Source organism: Phytoamicus setariae (assembly GCF_016722925.1).
In the GTDB taxonomy this organism is placed as follows: domain Bacteria; phylum Pseudomonadota; class Alphaproteobacteria; order Rhizobiales; family Rhizobiaceae; genus Rhizobium_E; species Rhizobium_E setariae.
The window spans coordinates 266,670-281,809 of sequence record NZ_JAEQNC010000004.1; the positions used below are offsets into that span (position 1 = coordinate 266,670).

Sequence of the window (15,140 nt, forward strand, 5' to 3'; positions counted from 1 at the left end):
TTAAGGAAGAATTAGCCTTAGTTGCCCCGATACTCGGGACGTCTCAGTTACACTCGCCATCGCAGCCGGGGGCCGGAACGACGACTTTGGCGCCAATAGATGTGTCTTGCGTGGCCGGCATCACTTCGCCGAGATCAGGGGCAGGCACATCGACGATGCTCTTGGCAGCGTCTTCCTCGCGTTGCTGCACCACCGCATCCGATTGCAGCCGTGCGACGCGCGGCCGACGCGGAACCGGGCGCGGCACGACGCTTTGTTCGCCAGCCGAAATTTCCGCCTCCCTCGGATAGATCGGACTGCCTTCCGAGCCCATATCTGCATCTATGGATCTCGGGCTGCCATACGGGTTCCATTGTACCGACGCGAAACTGCCGGTCAGCGTATAGCCGTACATGACCGAGAGCAGGTCCTTTTCGCTGCTGCCGCTTTCGCACAGTCTCAAGCGAATCTGGAACGCTCCGCTGTTGCGGAAATTCGAGCGTTCTCCTTCGGGACTGCGCAACTGTTGCCAGCCATAGATGCAGCTGTCCCCGGACGCGCTGTTGCCGAAGGCGTATCCGAAAGGACCGTAATTGTTGCGCAGGAACAATCCGGACATATGCATCGGGACGCCGGGCATCGCTGCCCTGATTTCGCGCCCCAGATCCGAGGTCAGCAAGGAGCGATAGGCGAGTGACTTCTGCCCGGCCGTACCAGCATCCATCGGCCCATACATCTTGACCAACAGCGAATTCTGGCCGGGCGTCGCCGCCGACGTAGACAAGACGACCTCTTGTTCCACGGCATTGGAATAGCGGGTCTCGATGACGCTGACGATGGAAGGCCCGCCGGGCGCCGGCAGGATCATCGCCTGGCTCGGATCGACCGTGGCCGCACGGGTAATCACCGTGCCACCCTTCGGTGTTGTGCAGCTTGAAACCATAGATGAAAACAGCACAAGCGCCACCAGGGACTTCGCCCCTACCTGCAGCGCGACCCTGGACTGGCGCAGCCTCCTGGCAAATGAGGCGCGAATCATTGGCTCAGTTGTCATACCGCATGCATACTGGAATAGCCGTCGTTGGTGTATCACGTTTCACTTATCCACACCCGACAACAAAGATAGACAGGCCCTGCAAGGGGCTATTTGCCAAGACTTGCGCGAAACTTGCCATAGCCCTGCATCAGGACGCCCAATCGATCGGAGCGCGCGAATTCTACCAGGGTTTTCAAGACAGAAAGTCATCAGAGCGGCCATCAGCCATACGGCAGCCTGCGCCACCTGAGTGCCAGCAATCAGCACAGTCCGCCAAGCCTTCGAACGCCCGCGAACTGCAGATTTTTTCCTTACCCCAATTGACCGAAATCAAAAATCATAGTTTGATTAAATCAATTTGATTGACTTCAAAAAATCAAAAGCAAATGGGGAACTATAGCATCATGAAAACAATGCGTTACCTCGAATTCACTCGCCGCTCCATGCTCCTGGCAGCGACAACTCTCGGAGCCTCTCTGGCCTATGCCGGCGCATTTGGCCTCGCAGCCAGAGCAGAGGCCGTGCTCTCGATGCATATCGAGGAGCAGACCAGCTGGGTCCGGAATTTCAACCCCTTCGATCTTGGCGGGCGGCGCCAGAGCACGATGGATTTCGTCTATGAACCTCTGGTCATTTTCAATGCCGATGACGGCGGCAAGCCGGTCTATCGTCTCGCGACCGGGTTTAAGTTTTCCGACGACCTGAAGTCCATCACCTACACGATGCGCCCCGGCGTAAAATGGTCCGATGGCAAGCCGCTCACCTCAGCCGACGTAAAGTATACGATCGAGCTGATGCTCAAGAATCCCGCGGTCGATATCGTAGGGGTGGGCGATACGATTGCCTCGGTGGAAGCGCCCTCGCCCGAGGAAATCAAGATCAACCTCAAGGACGTCAATTCCGAGTTTCCGGAATCGCTTGCCGATCTGCCTGTCGTGCCGGAACATATCTGGAAGGATGTGGCCGATCCGATCGCCTTCAAGAACGAAAATCCGGTCGGATCCGGGCCAATGACGGAAATCCGCCGTTTCACGCCGCAGGTCTACGAGCAGTGCCGCAATCCCAATTACTGGGACGCCGCTTCCCTGCATGTCGATTGCCTCAAGCTACCGCAAATTGCCGGCAACGACCAGATGCTGGCTCTGCTGCCCGAGGGGTCGATGGACTGGATCGGATCCTTTATTCCGCAAATCGACAAGACCTTCGTGGCGCTGGACCCGGAACATAACGGCTACTGGCAGCCGCCGGCCGAAACCGTGGCATTCATGATGAACCTGAAGAGCTCGGACCCGGCCAAGGCGGAAGCCTTCGACGATCTGAATTTCCGTCGCGCCTTCAGCCTTGCCATGGACCGCACATCGATGGTCGATGTCGCAGGCTTCGGCTATCCCAAGGCAAATCTCCACGCAAGCGGCCTGCCCCCGCGTTTCGAAGCCTGGCGCGACAAGGCAGCCGAAGGCGCCAAGGACGAGTGGATGGCCTATGATGTGGACAAGGCCAACAAGATCCTTGATGACGCAGGCTACAAGAAGGGCGACGATGGCTTAAGGACCACTCCAACTGGCAAGCCGCTCGCCTTCACCCTCATCATTCCAAATGGCTGGACCGATTGGATCGACACAGCTCAGATCGCCGCGGAAGGATTGCGCGCCGCCGGCCTGAACGCATCCGTGGGAACACCGGAATACGAACAGTGGCAAAAGCAGTTGCTTGAGGGCAGCTTCGATGTCGCCCTGAACTCGCGCGCCGACGGCTCCACGCCGTTTCGCGGATACTATCAAACGATGTCAACCGCATTCGCAGGCCGCATCACCGGCGCCGCAAGCCGCTATTCGAACCCCAAGCTGGACGAAGCCTTCAACGCTTACCGCAAGGCGACCACCGATGAGGATCGCAAGAAGCTCTTCGGTGAGATCCAGGTGATCGTCGCCGACGACTTGCCGATGGTGCCGGTGTTCAACGGCCCCACATGGTATCAATACTCCACCAAGCGCTTCACCGGTTGGGTGACCGCCAAGGAACCTGTCATGAATCCCGAGGACCATGACAATAACCGCATGCGCCTGGTACATCTTCTGCGTCTGAAGCCCGTGCAATAAGCTCGCGGTCGAAGGAACCAACGGGATGTATATTTCGCCCCGACGCCTCGGCGTCTACGCGGTCGCGCTTGTCTTTGCGATCGTGATGAACTTCACGGTTCCCCGGCTTATGCCGGGGACTCCGGTAGATGCCATGATCGCGCAGCTCGGATCGCGTGCCACGCCCGCGGCCATCGAAGCGATAAAAGCGCGGTTCGGCGCGGTCGACGCCCCGGTCACGACGCAGTTCATCGACTATCTCAAGGGACTGGCGACGCTCGATCTCGGTGTCTCGGTCAAGTATTACCCGCAGACCGTCGTCGAGGTCCTCAGTCGCTCGGCGCTCTGGACGGTTTTTCTGGTGCTCACCGCCATCATATTCTCGCTGGTGGTCGGGGTGACGCTGGGCGCGATCGCCGCTTGGCGGCGCGGCGGCCGTTTCGACACGTTTGTTTCGCCTCTCTCCGTCGTGATGATCGCGGTGCCACCGGTGATCATCGCACTGACCACGCTGTTCATCTTCGGAGTCTCGCTCCGCTGGTTTCCGGTCGGCTACGCCTATGATCCGAGCCTGGACCCCGGTCTGAACTTTGCATTCATCGGCAGCGTGTTCTTTCATGCCATCATGCCGGTCCTGACCCTTTCTCCCTATCTGATCGGCGAGTTCCAGACCACGATGCGCTCGTCGATGATCTCCGTGCTCGGCGAGGACTATGTCACCATGGGCCGGGCAAAGGGTCTGAAAGCCATCACGGTCATGTTCGGATACGGCGCGAGAAATGCGATGTTGCCGGTGCTGACGAACCTTGCATTGATGCTTGGTGCTGTCTTCGGCGGGTCGATCGTCACCGAGATCGTCTTCAATTATCCCGGTCTCGGCCTGACGCTGTTCACCGCCAGCGTTGCGCGTGACTACCCCGTCATTCAGGGACAGCTTCTGCTGATGACGCTCGCCACGCTCGGAGCCAACCTTCTCGTCGACATGATCTACGGTTTTGTCGACCCCAGATTGCGGGATGCTGCCACATGACGTCCGGTCTCAGAATTCTCCTACAGCAGAAGAAGGCAGTTGCGGGGCTAGTAATCATCGCCGCACTTTGCCTCATGGCAATCTTCGCGCCGATCATCGCGCCCGGGGCGCCTGCCGCGCGTGTCGGACGGTCACATCAGCCGCCGACGATCGAGCACGTGTTCGGCACGACGAAAATGGGGCGCGATGTCTACACCCAGTTTGTCTGGGGCTCACGCACCTCCATATCGATCGGATTCGTCACCGGCATTGCGATCACGGTGCTTGGCACGGCGATCGGTTTGACTGCCGGTTATATCGGCGGGCGCACCGATGCCCTGCTCGACCTCGCGACCAACGCCGTACTGGTGATACCGAATATCCCGCTACTGATATTGCTGGCCTCGTTTGCCGGCACGGTGGGACCGCTCTCGATCATGACGATCATCGCCCTGACCTCGTGGCCGTGGGGTGCCCGCATGACGCGGTCGCAGACGCTGGCGCTGCGCAATCGCGATTTCGTCACTGCCGCGCAAATGATCGGCGAACCGCGCTGGCGGATCATCTTCGTCGAGCTGCTGCCGAACCTGCTGCCGCTGATCGGCATCAATCTGGTCGGCAGCATCATCTATGCCATCGTCGCACAGACCACCCTCGAATATCTGGGCTTCGGCGATCCATTGCAGGTCAGTTGGGGAACGATGCTCTACAACGCCCAGAATTCGTCGGCGATCATCCTCGGCGCATGGTGGGATATCGGCGCACCCGCGGCCGGCATCGCCCTGATCGGCCTCGGCCTGGCATTGGTCAACTTCACCTTCGACGAGATCGCCAATCCGCAATTGCGCTCGGGCCCAGCCCTGAGCCGTTGGCTCAGCCTCAACAGCGCACGCAACCGCAGCCTGGGGACGGCGCAATGAGCAACAATCTGCTTCAGATCCGCAACCTGGATGTCGATTACCTCCTGGACAAGGGGGCATTCCGGGCCGTCAAGAATGTCTCTTTCGATATCGGTCGCGGCGAGCTGTTCGGCCTTGCCGGCGAATCCGGTTGCGGCAAGAGCACGATCGCTTACGCCATTACGCGACTCTCCAAGCCACCCGCCTGGGTCGCAGGAGGCGAAATCATCCTGGATGGACAGAACCTGCTGAAACTGCCGGAAGGCGAGATGCAGAAAATTCGCTGGCGACGCGTCGGCATGGTGTTCCAGAGCGCAATGAACTCGCTAAACCCGCTGATGCGCGTCGAGGCACAATTTCACGATGTGCTCCACAGGCACACCGGCTGCTCGCGCAGCCAGTCGCGCGAGACCGCCGAGGCGATGTTCAAGCTAGTCGGCATCCCCGTCAACCGGGTCGCGGACTATCCGCATCAGTTCAGCGGCGGCATGCGCCAGCGCATCGTCATCGCGATCTGCCTGGCGCTCAGACCCGAACTGATCATCATGGACGAACCGACAACAGCACTCGACGTCGTCGTCCAACGCGAAATCCTCGAGCAGGTTATCGACCTGCAGCGAACTTATGGTTTCTCCGTCCTGTTCATAACCCACGACCTTCACCTGATGGCACAGCTCTGCCATCGGATCGGGGTGATGCTGAAAGGCGAGTTGGTGGAAGTCGGAGACGTCAGGCAAGTGAGCCAATCGCCAGCGCACGACTATACCCGCAAGCTCTGGAATGCCATTCCCCAGCTTCCCTCCCGTTCGCATATGACGGGAGAACCTGCATGAGCATCGCTCCACACTTTCCGGTCGTTGCCTCCGAGGCGGTCATCCAGCTTGAGGACATCGAGCGTCGCTTCGGCCCGATCCAGGCTTTGCGCGGCATTTCGCTCTCGCTCGGTGCCGGCCGGGCGCTTGCTCTTGTCGGCGAATCCGGCTGCGGCAAGACCACCTGCGCCCGCATCATCGCCCGGATGGATCATCCCACCGCCGGCCAGCTTCGGTTCCGGGGCCGTGATTTCACAACGATCCGAACCAAAGGCGACGAGCTGGGCTATCGTCGCGAAGTGCAAATGGTGTTTCAGGATCCCTTCTCCTCGCTCAACCCGGTCTTTTCGATCGAGCATCATTTGTCCAGACCGATCAAACTGCACCGGCACGCCGAGGGAAAGGTCGCAATCGCAGCGGCAGTCTCCAGGCTGCTCGCCGATGTCGGTCTGGATCCCGACGTCACGATGCGAAAGTTTCCCCATGAACTTTCAGGCGGCCAGCGCCAGCGCGTCAACATCGCCCGCGCGCTCGCGGTACAGCCCAGCGTCCTTGTCGCCGACGAACCGACGTCGATGCTCGATGTGTCGATCAGAATGGGAATCTTGGAACTGCTCGCGCGCATTAAGCGCGAAAACAGGCTGGCCCTGCTCTACATCACCCACGACATAGCAACGGCCGCGCATGTCGCCGAGGAAATCGTCGTCATGTTCGCGGGCCAGATGGTGGAGTGGGGCGATACCAATGCCGTCATCGGCGATGCCCGCCATCCCTACACGCAGTTGCTACTGTCAGCCGTCCCCGATGGCAGTCGTCCATTCGTCATCGGCGAAAGCGCGCGTTTCCTGGAACGGGCCGAAAAGGTCAGGGCGCTGAGCAGACCAACATCGACAAGGGTCGAACAGGTCGGAGACAACCATTTCGTCCGCGCGCTTGCGGCACCGAACTGAAGGAGACTACCATTGGATTATCTCGTCAATCTCTCGCTTTTGAGCCCCGACGCCAATCTTGCGGACAAGATGAACAATGCCGGCGTTACGATCCGGCGTCCGTTGGCGCCCGAAGCAAAGCTCGTCACAGGATGGGTCGCTGAAAAATTCGGTGACGGATGGGCAAGCGAAACGGCCGTTGCGCTCACACGCCAGCCGCCGACATGTTTCATTGCCACACGCGATCAGAGGCTGGTCGGTTTTGCCTGCCACGAATCCATCGCGCGCGGCTTCTTCGGGCCGACCGGCGTGGAGGAGGAATCGCGCGGCCTCGGCATCGGCCACGCCCTGCTTCTCGCTTCGCTCTTCGATCTGAAAACCATGGGCTACGGATACGCCATCATCGGCGATGTCGGACCTTCAGGCTTCTATGAGAAGACGGTCGGCGCCACGCCCATCCCGAATTCCGCACCGGGCATCTATGCCGGGATGCTCAAAGTCTAATTCCGCATCAGAAACAAGAGAATATCATGCCGACAACGCGCCCATCCGCCTTGCAGCTCGAAACGTCGTGGCAACCTGCCGCAAACGGCAGCCCGCCAGCCTACACGCTCAGCCTGAAAAACCGTTCATCGCGGCCCCTTTCCCGTTTCAGGCTCTGCGTCAGCGGCCCCGGCCGCGTCGATCCTTCGGTAGAGATCGACGGCGGAACGGTCGGCGAAAGGCTTTCCAATTTCACCGCGTTTCTTCCGCCAGAAGGCTTCGAACTTGCCACGGGCGCAACCTGGACGGTTTCGGTCCATGCGCTCAGCTGGCCGCTCAGCCACTGGACGGATGGCGCAAACAGCGCCTATGTCGAATTCGATGATGGCAGCACGCTCTCGCTGCCTGTGTCGCCGACCCGGCTCATCGGCAACAACGCCCCGCTCAAACGTGGCGTGGAAGCCTATCCCGTACCCGACGTGCCGCCGGCGCCGGTCTCGATCGTTCCATGGCCCAATCACGTTTCGGTATCCGGGCGCCGCCCAACGCCCGCAGGCTTCGCGCTGACCGCGACCGATCCGAAGGCCGTCGCTGCCGCTGGAGCCTTCACTGATTTGGTCGATCTGCTGTTTGCGGTGGAAGGCATGGTGCGCCCGTCATCGGAAGGCGGCATGCCGGTGGCGCTTCGGGTCAAAAACGGTCTTGCATCCGAGGCCTATGAAATGGATTTCTCGGAAGCCGGGATATCGATATCGGCCAGCACGCAAACCGGACTGTTCTACGGTCTCGTGACACTCGGCCAGATATGGCGGGGCGTGCGCCTTCACCCGCATGCCTTCAAGTTTCCGCTGGAGGGCCAGATCCGGGACGAACCCGCTATGGGGTGGCGCGGTCTTCACCTCGACGTCGCCCGCCAGTTCTACGCCAGCGGCGAAATCCGTAAACTGCTGGCGATCCTCGCATGGAACAAACTCAACCGCTTTCACTGGCATCTGTCCGATGACGAAGCCTGGCGGGTCGAGATTGATGCCTATCCTGCGCTGACGGAAATTGGGGCCTGGAGAGGCCATGGACTCCCCGTCCCGCCGCTGCTCGGATCCGGACCCGAGCGCAGCGGCGGCTATTACACCAAGGCCACCGTCCGCGAAATCGTGGCATTCGCGAAGGATCTCGGCATTGAAATCGTCCCCGAAATCGACGTCCCGGGACATTGCTTTGCAATGCAGCAGGCGCTCCCGGAGCTTCGCGATCCTGCGGAAATCGGCAGCTATTATTCCGTCCAGGGATTTCCAGACAATTGCATCAACCCAGCCCGCGAAAAGACCTATGAAGTGCTCGAAACGATCTTCAGGGAGTTGATCGAGCTGTTTCCGTTCAAGACCATCCATGTCGGCGCCGACGAGGTGCCCCTCGGCGCCTGGTCGGGATCGCCTCAAGCGCTGGCTCGACTTGCCCAACTCGGCGGGCCAGCGATGGCGGAAGCCCACAGCAAGCGCTTGAACGTCATCACCAACACCCATGGCGCCGACGATATCAACGGATCCGGCACAGCGGTCCTGCAGGCTCTTTTCCTGGAGAGGATACAGAAATTCCTGGCCAGCCAAGGCTGCGTCACTGGTGGCTGGGAAGAAGCCGCACATGGCAATGTCATCGACAAGTCAGCATCTTATCTCTGCGGGTGGCGCAATGTCGAAGTGTCGGCTGCACTTGCGGATGAAGGATACGAGATGGTCGTCTGCCCCGGCCAGGCCTATTATCTCGACATGGCAAACAGTCCGGACTGGGACGAGCCGGGGGCAAGCTGGGCCGGCTGGTCTGCCCCGGAAATGACCTACAATTTCGACCCGGTAGCAGGCTGGAGCGACGCACAGAAGCAAAAACTGCGTGGCGTACAGGCCTGTATCTGGTCCGAGGCGATGACGGATCGCGCCGTCTTCGACCGACTGGTTTTTCCACGCCTCTCGGCGGTTGCCGAGACCGCCTGGACAAGGCCGGAAAGCAAATCATGGGAGCGCTTCAAGGCTTTCGCCGGGTTGATGCCAGTTCTCTATGATTATCCGTGAAGCTATCAGCCGACAGGCTTTTGCAACACATCGAATTGGGGATTTGTCTCTGAAAAGACCGGCAATGCCGCGGCGCCCAAAATCGCCGTATCGTTGCCGGTGGCGCCTATCATGATCCGCGGGATGTTCCGCTCAGCCGATGGGTTGACGGGATCGTAGAGCGGTTCCAGGCGTTGTACGAGGCGTTCTAGGATCGACGACGGCATCTGCCCCCCGAGAACCACGGTCTGCGGATCGAAAGCCAGTTCCAAAAAATCGATCACCTGCCGCATCGGCTCGACTGCGGCATCCAGCCATCGGTCGATTGCTTCTCCGCCATTTTCGACGAGTGCATCCAGTTCGGCCTGCGTGTGCTCGTCCGGATCGCGAATGTCGAGATACTCGTAGGCCGCGCCAAGGGAAATGTACCGGTCGAGGCATCCGCGCTTACCGCAGCGGCACGCCAAGCCATTCGGCACGACGATGATATGGCCGATCTCACCCGCATTGTTGCGGCTGCCCCGGTAAAGATGGCCGTCCAGGAACATGCCGGCCCCGATGCCCCCGCCCAGAAACAGGTAGACGAAGCTGTTCAGCCCACGGGCCACGCCATAGAGGCGTTCTCCGATCGCCGCAGCCGTTGCGTCATTCTCCACCAGCACGGGCACGCCAACCAGATTGTGCAGTTCCGGTGCAACCGGAAAATCCTGCCATCCGGGAAGTGCGATCGGCGTGAGGGACGTAACCCCTTCCGTTGCGTAGCGCCCAGCCATGGCGATGCCGACACCAAGAAGTCGTTGACGGTCGAAGCGATAGCTGCGCTGCAGTTCCTCGGTGATCTCAGCCAGAATGGGCATTGCCTCCGCCGGGGTCGGCCGATCGATCGCACGCCGGATTCTCGCCCGTACGGTCCCCGAAAGGTCGGTCAGCACGCCTGCCGCATGATGGCGCTCCAGCTCCAGCCCGATCGAATAGGCCCCGCTCGGATTGATCGAATAAGGCGTAATGGGTTGCCCGCGCGCCACCTTCTGCGGCGCATCCGCTTTCAGGAGCTTTGAACTGGCGAGTTCCTCGACGATGTTGGACACGGTCTGCGTCGTCAGCGCCGTCAGCCGGGCAATTGCCGCGCGCGACAAAGGTCCGTTCGTTCTGATCGCTTCGATCACGACACGTCTGTTGTGGGATTTCGCCTGTTCGAGATTCGTACCTGAAATCGACTTCATGTTTCGGCTTATACAACATATGGGCTTGCGCAGGAATCTGCGCTTCTGCTGCTTACCGCATACGGGGTTATGGCCGGGATAGCCAGCAGATTGCGCTGAACGACTGCCGGGGAGACTTGGTCTCGTAGGAACTGCGCCCGGCCTATCACATTCCGGCCGAAGCCAGACGTTTGAGCGCTTCCTCGACCGTTACGCGCCGATAGGTTTCGGACACCAGACCGTTTTGCCTGAGGGCGACACGTCTTTGCTCGACAAGACGACGCTCTTGCTCGCTGACATCGTTGGAACGCAGCCGCAGCCAGTCGACATAGGACGTATCGAGCTCCTTCACTGGCCGCTCGGACACCGGTCTAGTCGCGGCAAGACGCTCTTCCGAGAACGGTTTCAACGCCTGGGTCGGATTATGCTCCGTGCGACGGTCATTGCCCGAAATAACGAGATCTGCCTCTGCGACTCTTCCACTTGCGCTGTAGACGAACGCGGATGCGATGCGGTCGTAGGCCGCGTCTTCCTCTTTGGGGCGATGGACGACTTGCCGCATCGGACGGTCCGGAACGGCGATCCGCGTGATCCCCCGGTCGTTGATCGCATCGAGGACTTCGCGGTGATCTGTCGTCTCCAGAATAACCTCGCGCCGCGCGGGCCAGAAGTCGTAAGGCGCATGCGCCCCTCGCCCTCGCCCGACATGGAATGCGTATATTTCAGGATAGACCGTGAGTTCCTTGCGGCGACTGGGCTTCGCATCGTAGAAGGCCATCATCGCGATCTGCAGCAAATGCGTTGCTCCAATTCCGCCAAACGCCTCATCGATCACAACACCGAAACGATCGTATGGATGGAAATCCGGAAAAACATCGGCAATCGAAGCGGGACGTCCGTCTAGTTCGATATCGAACATATCGGATTTCAGCAGAGTAGCGACATGCATGGGCAACATCTCGTGATTGGCAGCTTGCTGTCCGACTTTGGCAAGGTGAGGCGCCGATGTCCATACCTCCCCTTTCGTCCGCTCGCGGACGCATAGGACCGGCCGCCCGACGCGGAAATAACGTGACGGCGCTACCGCCTCGCTTGCCGCTTCAGGACCCGGCACCCAGAAACGCCAGGCGCGTGAAGATCGTGTAGTGCGCCTCCGACACCATCATGGCAACGAACACCAGTACCAGCACCGGCGGCACCACGATGGCGTAGACCAGTGCCAACCGTTCCCATGCCATATGCATGAAGACGGCGACGATCAACCCGGCCTTCAGCAGCATGAAGGTGATGATCAGGAACCACCTGAGCAATCCCTGGATGGCAAAATAGTCGACCATGTAGGAAAAGGCGCTAAGTACGAACAGCAGCCCCCAGACCAGCAGGTAGAGCCGGATCGGATGTTGTTGCGTGGCAGTTTGTGACATCGCTCACCTCACCAGAGATAGAAGAACGCGAAAATGAACACCCAGACCAGATCGACGAAGTGCCAGTAGAGGCCCATGATCTCGACGGCCTCGTAGTTGCCCTTCCTGCTGGTAAAGAAGCCCCGCCTCTCCGTGTCGTAGTCGCCTCGCCAGACTTTGCGGGCAACAATCAGCAGGAAGATGACGCCGAATGTCACATGGGTCCCGTGAAAGCCGGTGATCATGAAGAAGGTCGAACCGAATTGCGCCGCTCCCCACGGGTTTTCCCAAGGTCGCACGCCTTCCGAAATCAGCTTGCTCCATTCAAAGGCCTGCATGCCGACGAATGTCGCGCCGAGAAGCGCGGTCAGCAGCATCAGGACAGCGGTTACGCCGCGCTGTCGGCGATAGCCGAAATTGACGGCCATCGCCATTGTGCCGCTGCTGCTGATGAGGACGAAGGTCATGATGGCGATCAGGATCAGCGGGATTTCCTCGCCTCCGATGGTCAGCGCAAACACTTCGCTGGGATTTGGCCAGGGCACGACGGTCGACATGCGCGCCGTCATGTAGGCCAGCAGGAAACAGCCGAAAATGAACGTGTCGCTGAGCAGAAAGATCCACATCATCGCCTTGCCCCAGGAGACGTTCTTGAACGCCCGCTGGTCGGATGACAGGTCGGCCGCGACGCCCGCCAGTCCCGGAGGACGCGCCAGGGGTTCGGCGGCATGTGTTTCAGCAATGTGCGACATCAGCGAAACTCCCTAGGAAAGCAAGCCGCGACACAGATCGGCGAAGTCGTTAGCCCAGCCGGCAAACAAGGCCAGAAGCACCAGCCAGACGAAAAGCATGAAATGCCAGTAGATGGCGCAGAGATCCACGCTGAGCGCCAGTGTCTCAGGAGACCTGCCGCTTTGGGCGCGGACAATCGTGCGTCCCAGAACGACAAGGCCGCCAAGTATGTGCAGCCCATGCAGCCCGGTGATCAGATAGAAGAAGCTGTTGGCCGGATTTTCGGCAAGCACATAGCCCGCTTCCGTGAGCTGCCACCATGCGAAGACCTGCCCGACGAGAAAGAGGACGGCCGTCAATGCCGCGAACATAAGCGCGATGTTGACGCTTCCCCGGCTGTCGCTACGGGTTTCGATCTTGGCCCATTGCAACGCGGCACCGCTTGCGACAAGCACAGCGGTATTCACCCACACCACCTTGGGGAGTGGCAGCCCCCACCAGTCGCTGGCACCCATCCGCATCAGATAGGCGCTGATGAACAGCGCAAAGAGGGCCCCGACAACGGCGAGGAAGACGCCGAGCCCAATCTTGGCGGCGCCCAGCGGGGATCCCTGCAGGCGCGGCAGATCCCCCGCCTGCCCCGTTTCCAGCCAGGGCTTGGATGTCAGCCGCTGCCGGGCCATCCACCAGACGACGATTAAGGCGACGCCCGCCAGGAAGATCAGGATCGCGCTCAAGCCGACACTCCTCCGGGATAGCCGACGGCGGCCGGCTGGTTCTGCGGGATGAAGTCTTCCTTCGCGCCAGGCACGCTGTAATCATAGGGCCAGCGATAGACCACGGGCAGTTCCTTGCCCCAGTTGCCGTGCACCGGCGGTGTCTGCGGTGTTTGCCATTCCAGGGTCGTCGCGCGCCACGGATTGCCTCCGGCCAGCCGACCTCTGCTGAGGCTCCAGGCCAGGTTGAACAGGAACAGCAACTGCGCCGCACCAACGACAAGCGCAGCGATCGTAATGAATTCGTTCAGGCTATGCGCCGATGGCGGAATGAAGGCTGTTTCGCCCAGCTCGTAATAGCGGCGTGGCACCCCCAGCAGCCCAAGATAATGCATCGGAAAGAAGATCGCATAGGCTCCAAGGAAGGTGACCCAGAAATGCACCTGCCCCATCGCCTGGTTCAGCATCCGCCCTGTCACTTTCGGATACCAGTGGTAGATGGCGCCAAAAATCACCAGGATCGGCGCGACCCCCATGACCATGTGAAAATGCGCGACGACGAACATGGTGTCGGACAGCGGCACGTCGACCACGACATTGCCCAGAAACAGGCCTGTGAGCCCGCCATTGAGGAAGGTGACGATGAACGCGAGGGCAAACAGCATCGGCAGCGTCAGGTGGATGTCGCCCCGCCAAAGGGTCAGCACCCAATTGTAGACCTTGATCGCGGTGGGCACGGCAATGATCAGCGTTGTGGTCGCGAAGAAGAAGCCGAAGTTCGGGTTCATGCCGCTCACATACATGTGATGCGCCCAGACCACGAAGCTCAGCGCCGCGATGATGAGGATCGCCCAGACCATCATGCGGTAACCGAAGATGTTCTTGCGCGCATGCGTGCTGATCAAGTCCGACACGATCCCGAAGGCGGGAAGCGCCACGATGTAGACTTCGGGATGACCAAAGAACCAGAAGAGATGCTGGAAGAGGATTGGACTGCCGCCGCCCTGCTTCAGTTGCTCTCCCATTTCGACGATTGCCGGCATGAAGAAACTCGTGCCCAGCAACCGGTCGAACAGCATCATCACACAGGCGACAAACAGGGCCGGAAAGGCCAGCAGCGCCATGACCGTGGCCGTGAAGATGCCCCACACGGTCAGCGGCATGCGCATCAGCGTCATGCCACGCGCCCGCCCCTGCAGCACCGTGACGACATAGTTCAGGCCGCCCATGGTGAAGCCAATGATGAACAGGATCAGCGACGACAACATCACGATGATGCCCCAGTCGCGGCCGCCCGGTGTTCCCGAAAGAAGTGCCTGCGGGGGATACAACGTCCAGCCCGCGCCGGTGGGACCTCCGGGCGCAAAAAAGCCGGCGACCAGCACCAGCACCGCCAGCAGGTAGAGCCAGTAGCTCAGCATGTTCGCATAGGGAAAAACCATGTCGCGGGCACCCACCATCAAGGGAATGAGGTAGTTGCCGAAGCCGCCGAGAAACAGCGCAGTCAGCAGGTAGATCACCATGATCATGCCGTGCATGGTGATGAACTGATAGTAATGCTCGGCATCGATGAAGTCGAAAGAGCCAGGAAATCCGAGTTGCAACCGCATCAGCCAGGACAGGACCAGAGCCACGACACCGATGGCAATCGCGGTCAGCGAGTACTGGATGGCGATCACCTTCGCGTCCTGGCTGAAGACATACTTCGTCCACCAGCTTTTCGGATGGTACAGTTCCACATCCTCGACTTCTGCCGGACCGATGACTTGCCCGGAGATGGTTTTGATGTCGACCATTGCACTCCTCCCGATCCGACGCTG

General features: G+C 60.1%; 14 protein-coding genes. 7 read left to right on the forward strand and 7 right to left on the reverse strand.

All coding sequences use genetic code 11. The features are described from left to right. Window positions 1–43: 43 nt before the first annotated feature. A complete protein-coding gene (gene bcsN / locus JJB09_RS08955; RefSeq protein WP_201656310.1) occupies window positions 44–1,018 on the reverse strand; it encodes a cellulose biosynthesis protein BcsN in 975 nt (324 codons plus the stop codon). 440 nt (window positions 1,019–1,458) lie between these two features. Between bcsN and JJB09_RS08960 the strand changes: the two genes are divergently transcribed. Genes JJB09_RS08960 through JJB09_RS08990 form a run of 7 tightly spaced genes read left to right on the forward strand, consistent with a single transcriptional unit; the run spans window position 1,459 to window position 9,288 of the window. Continuing rightward, window positions 1,459–3,114, forward strand: a complete 1,656-nt coding sequence (locus tag JJB09_RS08960; RefSeq protein ID WP_425523703.1) for an ABC transporter substrate-binding protein — start codon at window positions 1,459–1,461, stop codon at window positions 3,112–3,114. Window positions 3,115–3,139: 25 nt separating this feature from the next. After that, the gene (locus tag JJB09_RS08965) at window positions 3,140–4,123 is read left to right on the forward strand and encodes an ABC transporter permease (protein WP_201656316.1); all 984 of its coding nucleotides are present in this window, start codon (window positions 3,140–3,142) and stop codon (window positions 4,121–4,123) included. Then, the gene (locus JJB09_RS08970; RefSeq protein ID WP_201656319.1) at window positions 4,120–5,022 is read left to right on the forward strand and encodes an ABC transporter permease; all 903 of its coding nucleotides are present in this window, start codon (window positions 4,120–4,122) and stop codon (window positions 5,020–5,022) included. Before JJB09_RS08965 ends, JJB09_RS08970 begins: the two co-directional genes overlap by 4 nt. After that, window positions 5,019–5,834, forward strand: a complete 816-nt coding sequence (locus tag JJB09_RS08975; protein ID WP_201656322.1) for an ABC transporter ATP-binding protein — start codon at window positions 5,019–5,021, stop codon at window positions 5,832–5,834. The genes JJB09_RS08970 and JJB09_RS08975 overlap by 4 nt, the downstream gene beginning before the upstream one ends. Then, the gene (locus JJB09_RS08980; protein ID WP_201656325.1) at window positions 5,831–6,763 is read left to right on the forward strand and encodes an ABC transporter ATP-binding protein; all 933 of its coding nucleotides are present in this window, start codon (window positions 5,831–5,833) and stop codon (window positions 6,761–6,763) included. The genes JJB09_RS08975 and JJB09_RS08980 overlap by 4 nt, the downstream gene beginning before the upstream one ends. Window positions 6,764–6,775: 12 nt before the next feature. After that, window positions 6,776–7,246 carry a GNAT family N-acetyltransferase gene (locus JJB09_RS08985; protein ID WP_201656328.1) on the forward strand — a complete coding sequence of 157 codons (471 nt, stop codon included), beginning with the start codon at window positions 6,776–6,778 and terminating at the stop codon, window positions 7,244–7,246. A 26-nt stretch (window positions 7,247–7,272) separates the two neighbouring features. Next, entirely contained in the window at window positions 7,273–9,288 is a 2,016-nt protein-coding gene (locus JJB09_RS08990; RefSeq protein WP_201656331.1) for a beta-N-acetylhexosaminidase, read from the forward strand. Between the two features lie 5 nt (window positions 9,289–9,293). Here the strand turns inward: JJB09_RS08990 and JJB09_RS08995 are convergent, their stop codons facing one another. From JJB09_RS08995 to ctaD, 6 genes are all read right to left on the reverse strand, one after another. Continuing rightward, window positions 9,294–10,490: an ROK family transcriptional regulator gene (locus tag JJB09_RS08995; protein ID WP_201656334.1), complete on the reverse strand. Its 1,197-nt coding sequence runs from the start codon at window positions 10,488–10,490 to the stop codon at window positions 9,294–9,296. A 145-nt stretch (window positions 10,491–10,635) separates the two neighbouring features. Next, window positions 10,636–11,418, reverse strand: a complete 783-nt coding sequence (locus JJB09_RS09000; RefSeq protein ID WP_201656337.1) for a hypothetical protein — start codon at window positions 11,416–11,418, stop codon at window positions 10,636–10,638. Window positions 11,419–11,569: 151 nt separating this feature from the next. Further along, window positions 11,570–11,893 carry a cytochrome C oxidase subunit IV family protein gene (locus tag JJB09_RS09005; RefSeq protein WP_201656339.1) on the reverse strand — a complete coding sequence of 108 codons (324 nt, stop codon included), beginning with the start codon at window positions 11,891–11,893 and terminating at the stop codon, window positions 11,570–11,572. An 8-nt stretch (window positions 11,894–11,901) separates the two neighbouring features. Next, window positions 11,902–12,624 (reverse strand): heme-copper oxidase subunit III family protein, encoded by a 723-nt coding sequence (locus tag JJB09_RS09010; protein ID WP_201656341.1) that lies wholly within the window; start codon window positions 12,622–12,624, stop codon window positions 11,902–11,904. 12 nt (window positions 12,625–12,636) lie between these two features. Next, on the reverse strand, window positions 12,637–13,341 hold the full coding sequence (locus JJB09_RS09015) for a cytochrome c oxidase subunit 3 (RefSeq protein WP_201656344.1): 705 nt from the start codon (window positions 13,339–13,341) through the stop codon (window positions 12,637–12,639). Further along, window positions 13,338–15,116, reverse strand: a complete 1,779-nt coding sequence (gene ctaD / locus JJB09_RS09020; protein ID WP_201656347.1) for a cytochrome c oxidase subunit I — start codon at window positions 15,114–15,116, stop codon at window positions 13,338–13,340. Before ctaD ends, JJB09_RS09015 begins: the two co-directional genes overlap by 4 nt. Between the last annotated feature and the right edge of the window lie 24 nt (window positions 15,117–15,140).

Bases quoted from the DNA above. Each gene is read 5' to 3' on its own strand.
- bcsN (WP_201656310.1), bottom strand. From the start codon at position 1,018: ATGATTCGCGCCTCATTTGCCAGGAGGCTGCGCCAGTCCAGGGTCGCG.
- JJB09_RS08960 (WP_425523703.1), top strand. From the start codon at position 1,459: ATGCTCCTGGCAGCGACAACTCTCGGAGCCTCTCTGGCCTATGCCGGC.
- JJB09_RS08965 (WP_201656316.1), top strand. From the start codon at position 3,140: ATGTATATTTCGCCCCGACGCCTCGGCGTCTACGCGGTCGCGCTTGTC.
- JJB09_RS08970 (WP_201656319.1), top strand. From the start codon at position 4,120: ATGACGTCCGGTCTCAGAATTCTCCTACAGCAGAAGAAGGCAGTTGCG.
- JJB09_RS08975 (WP_201656322.1), top strand. From the start codon at position 5,019: ATGAGCAACAATCTGCTTCAGATCCGCAACCTGGATGTCGATTACCTC.
- JJB09_RS08980 (WP_201656325.1), top strand. From the start codon at position 5,831: ATGAGCATCGCTCCACACTTTCCGGTCGTTGCCTCCGAGGCGGTCATC.
- JJB09_RS08990 (WP_201656331.1), top strand. From the start codon at position 7,273: ATGCCGACAACGCGCCCATCCGCCTTGCAGCTCGAAACGTCGTGGCAA.
- JJB09_RS08995 (WP_201656334.1), bottom strand. From the start codon at position 10,490: ATGAAGTCGATTTCAGGTACGAATCTCGAACAGGCGAAATCCCACAAC.
- JJB09_RS09000 (WP_201656337.1), bottom strand. From the start codon at position 11,418: ATGCATGTCGCTACTCTGCTGAAATCCGATATGTTCGATATCGAACTA.
- JJB09_RS09005 (WP_201656339.1), bottom strand. From the start codon at position 11,893: ATGTCACAAACTGCCACGCAACAACATCCGATCCGGCTCTACCTGCTG.
- JJB09_RS09010 (WP_201656341.1), bottom strand. From the start codon at position 12,624: ATGTCGCACATTGCTGAAACACATGCCGCCGAACCCCTGGCGCGTCCT.
- ctaD (WP_201656347.1), bottom strand. From the start codon at position 15,116: ATGGTCGACATCAAAACCATCTCCGGGCAAGTCATCGGTCCGGCAGAA.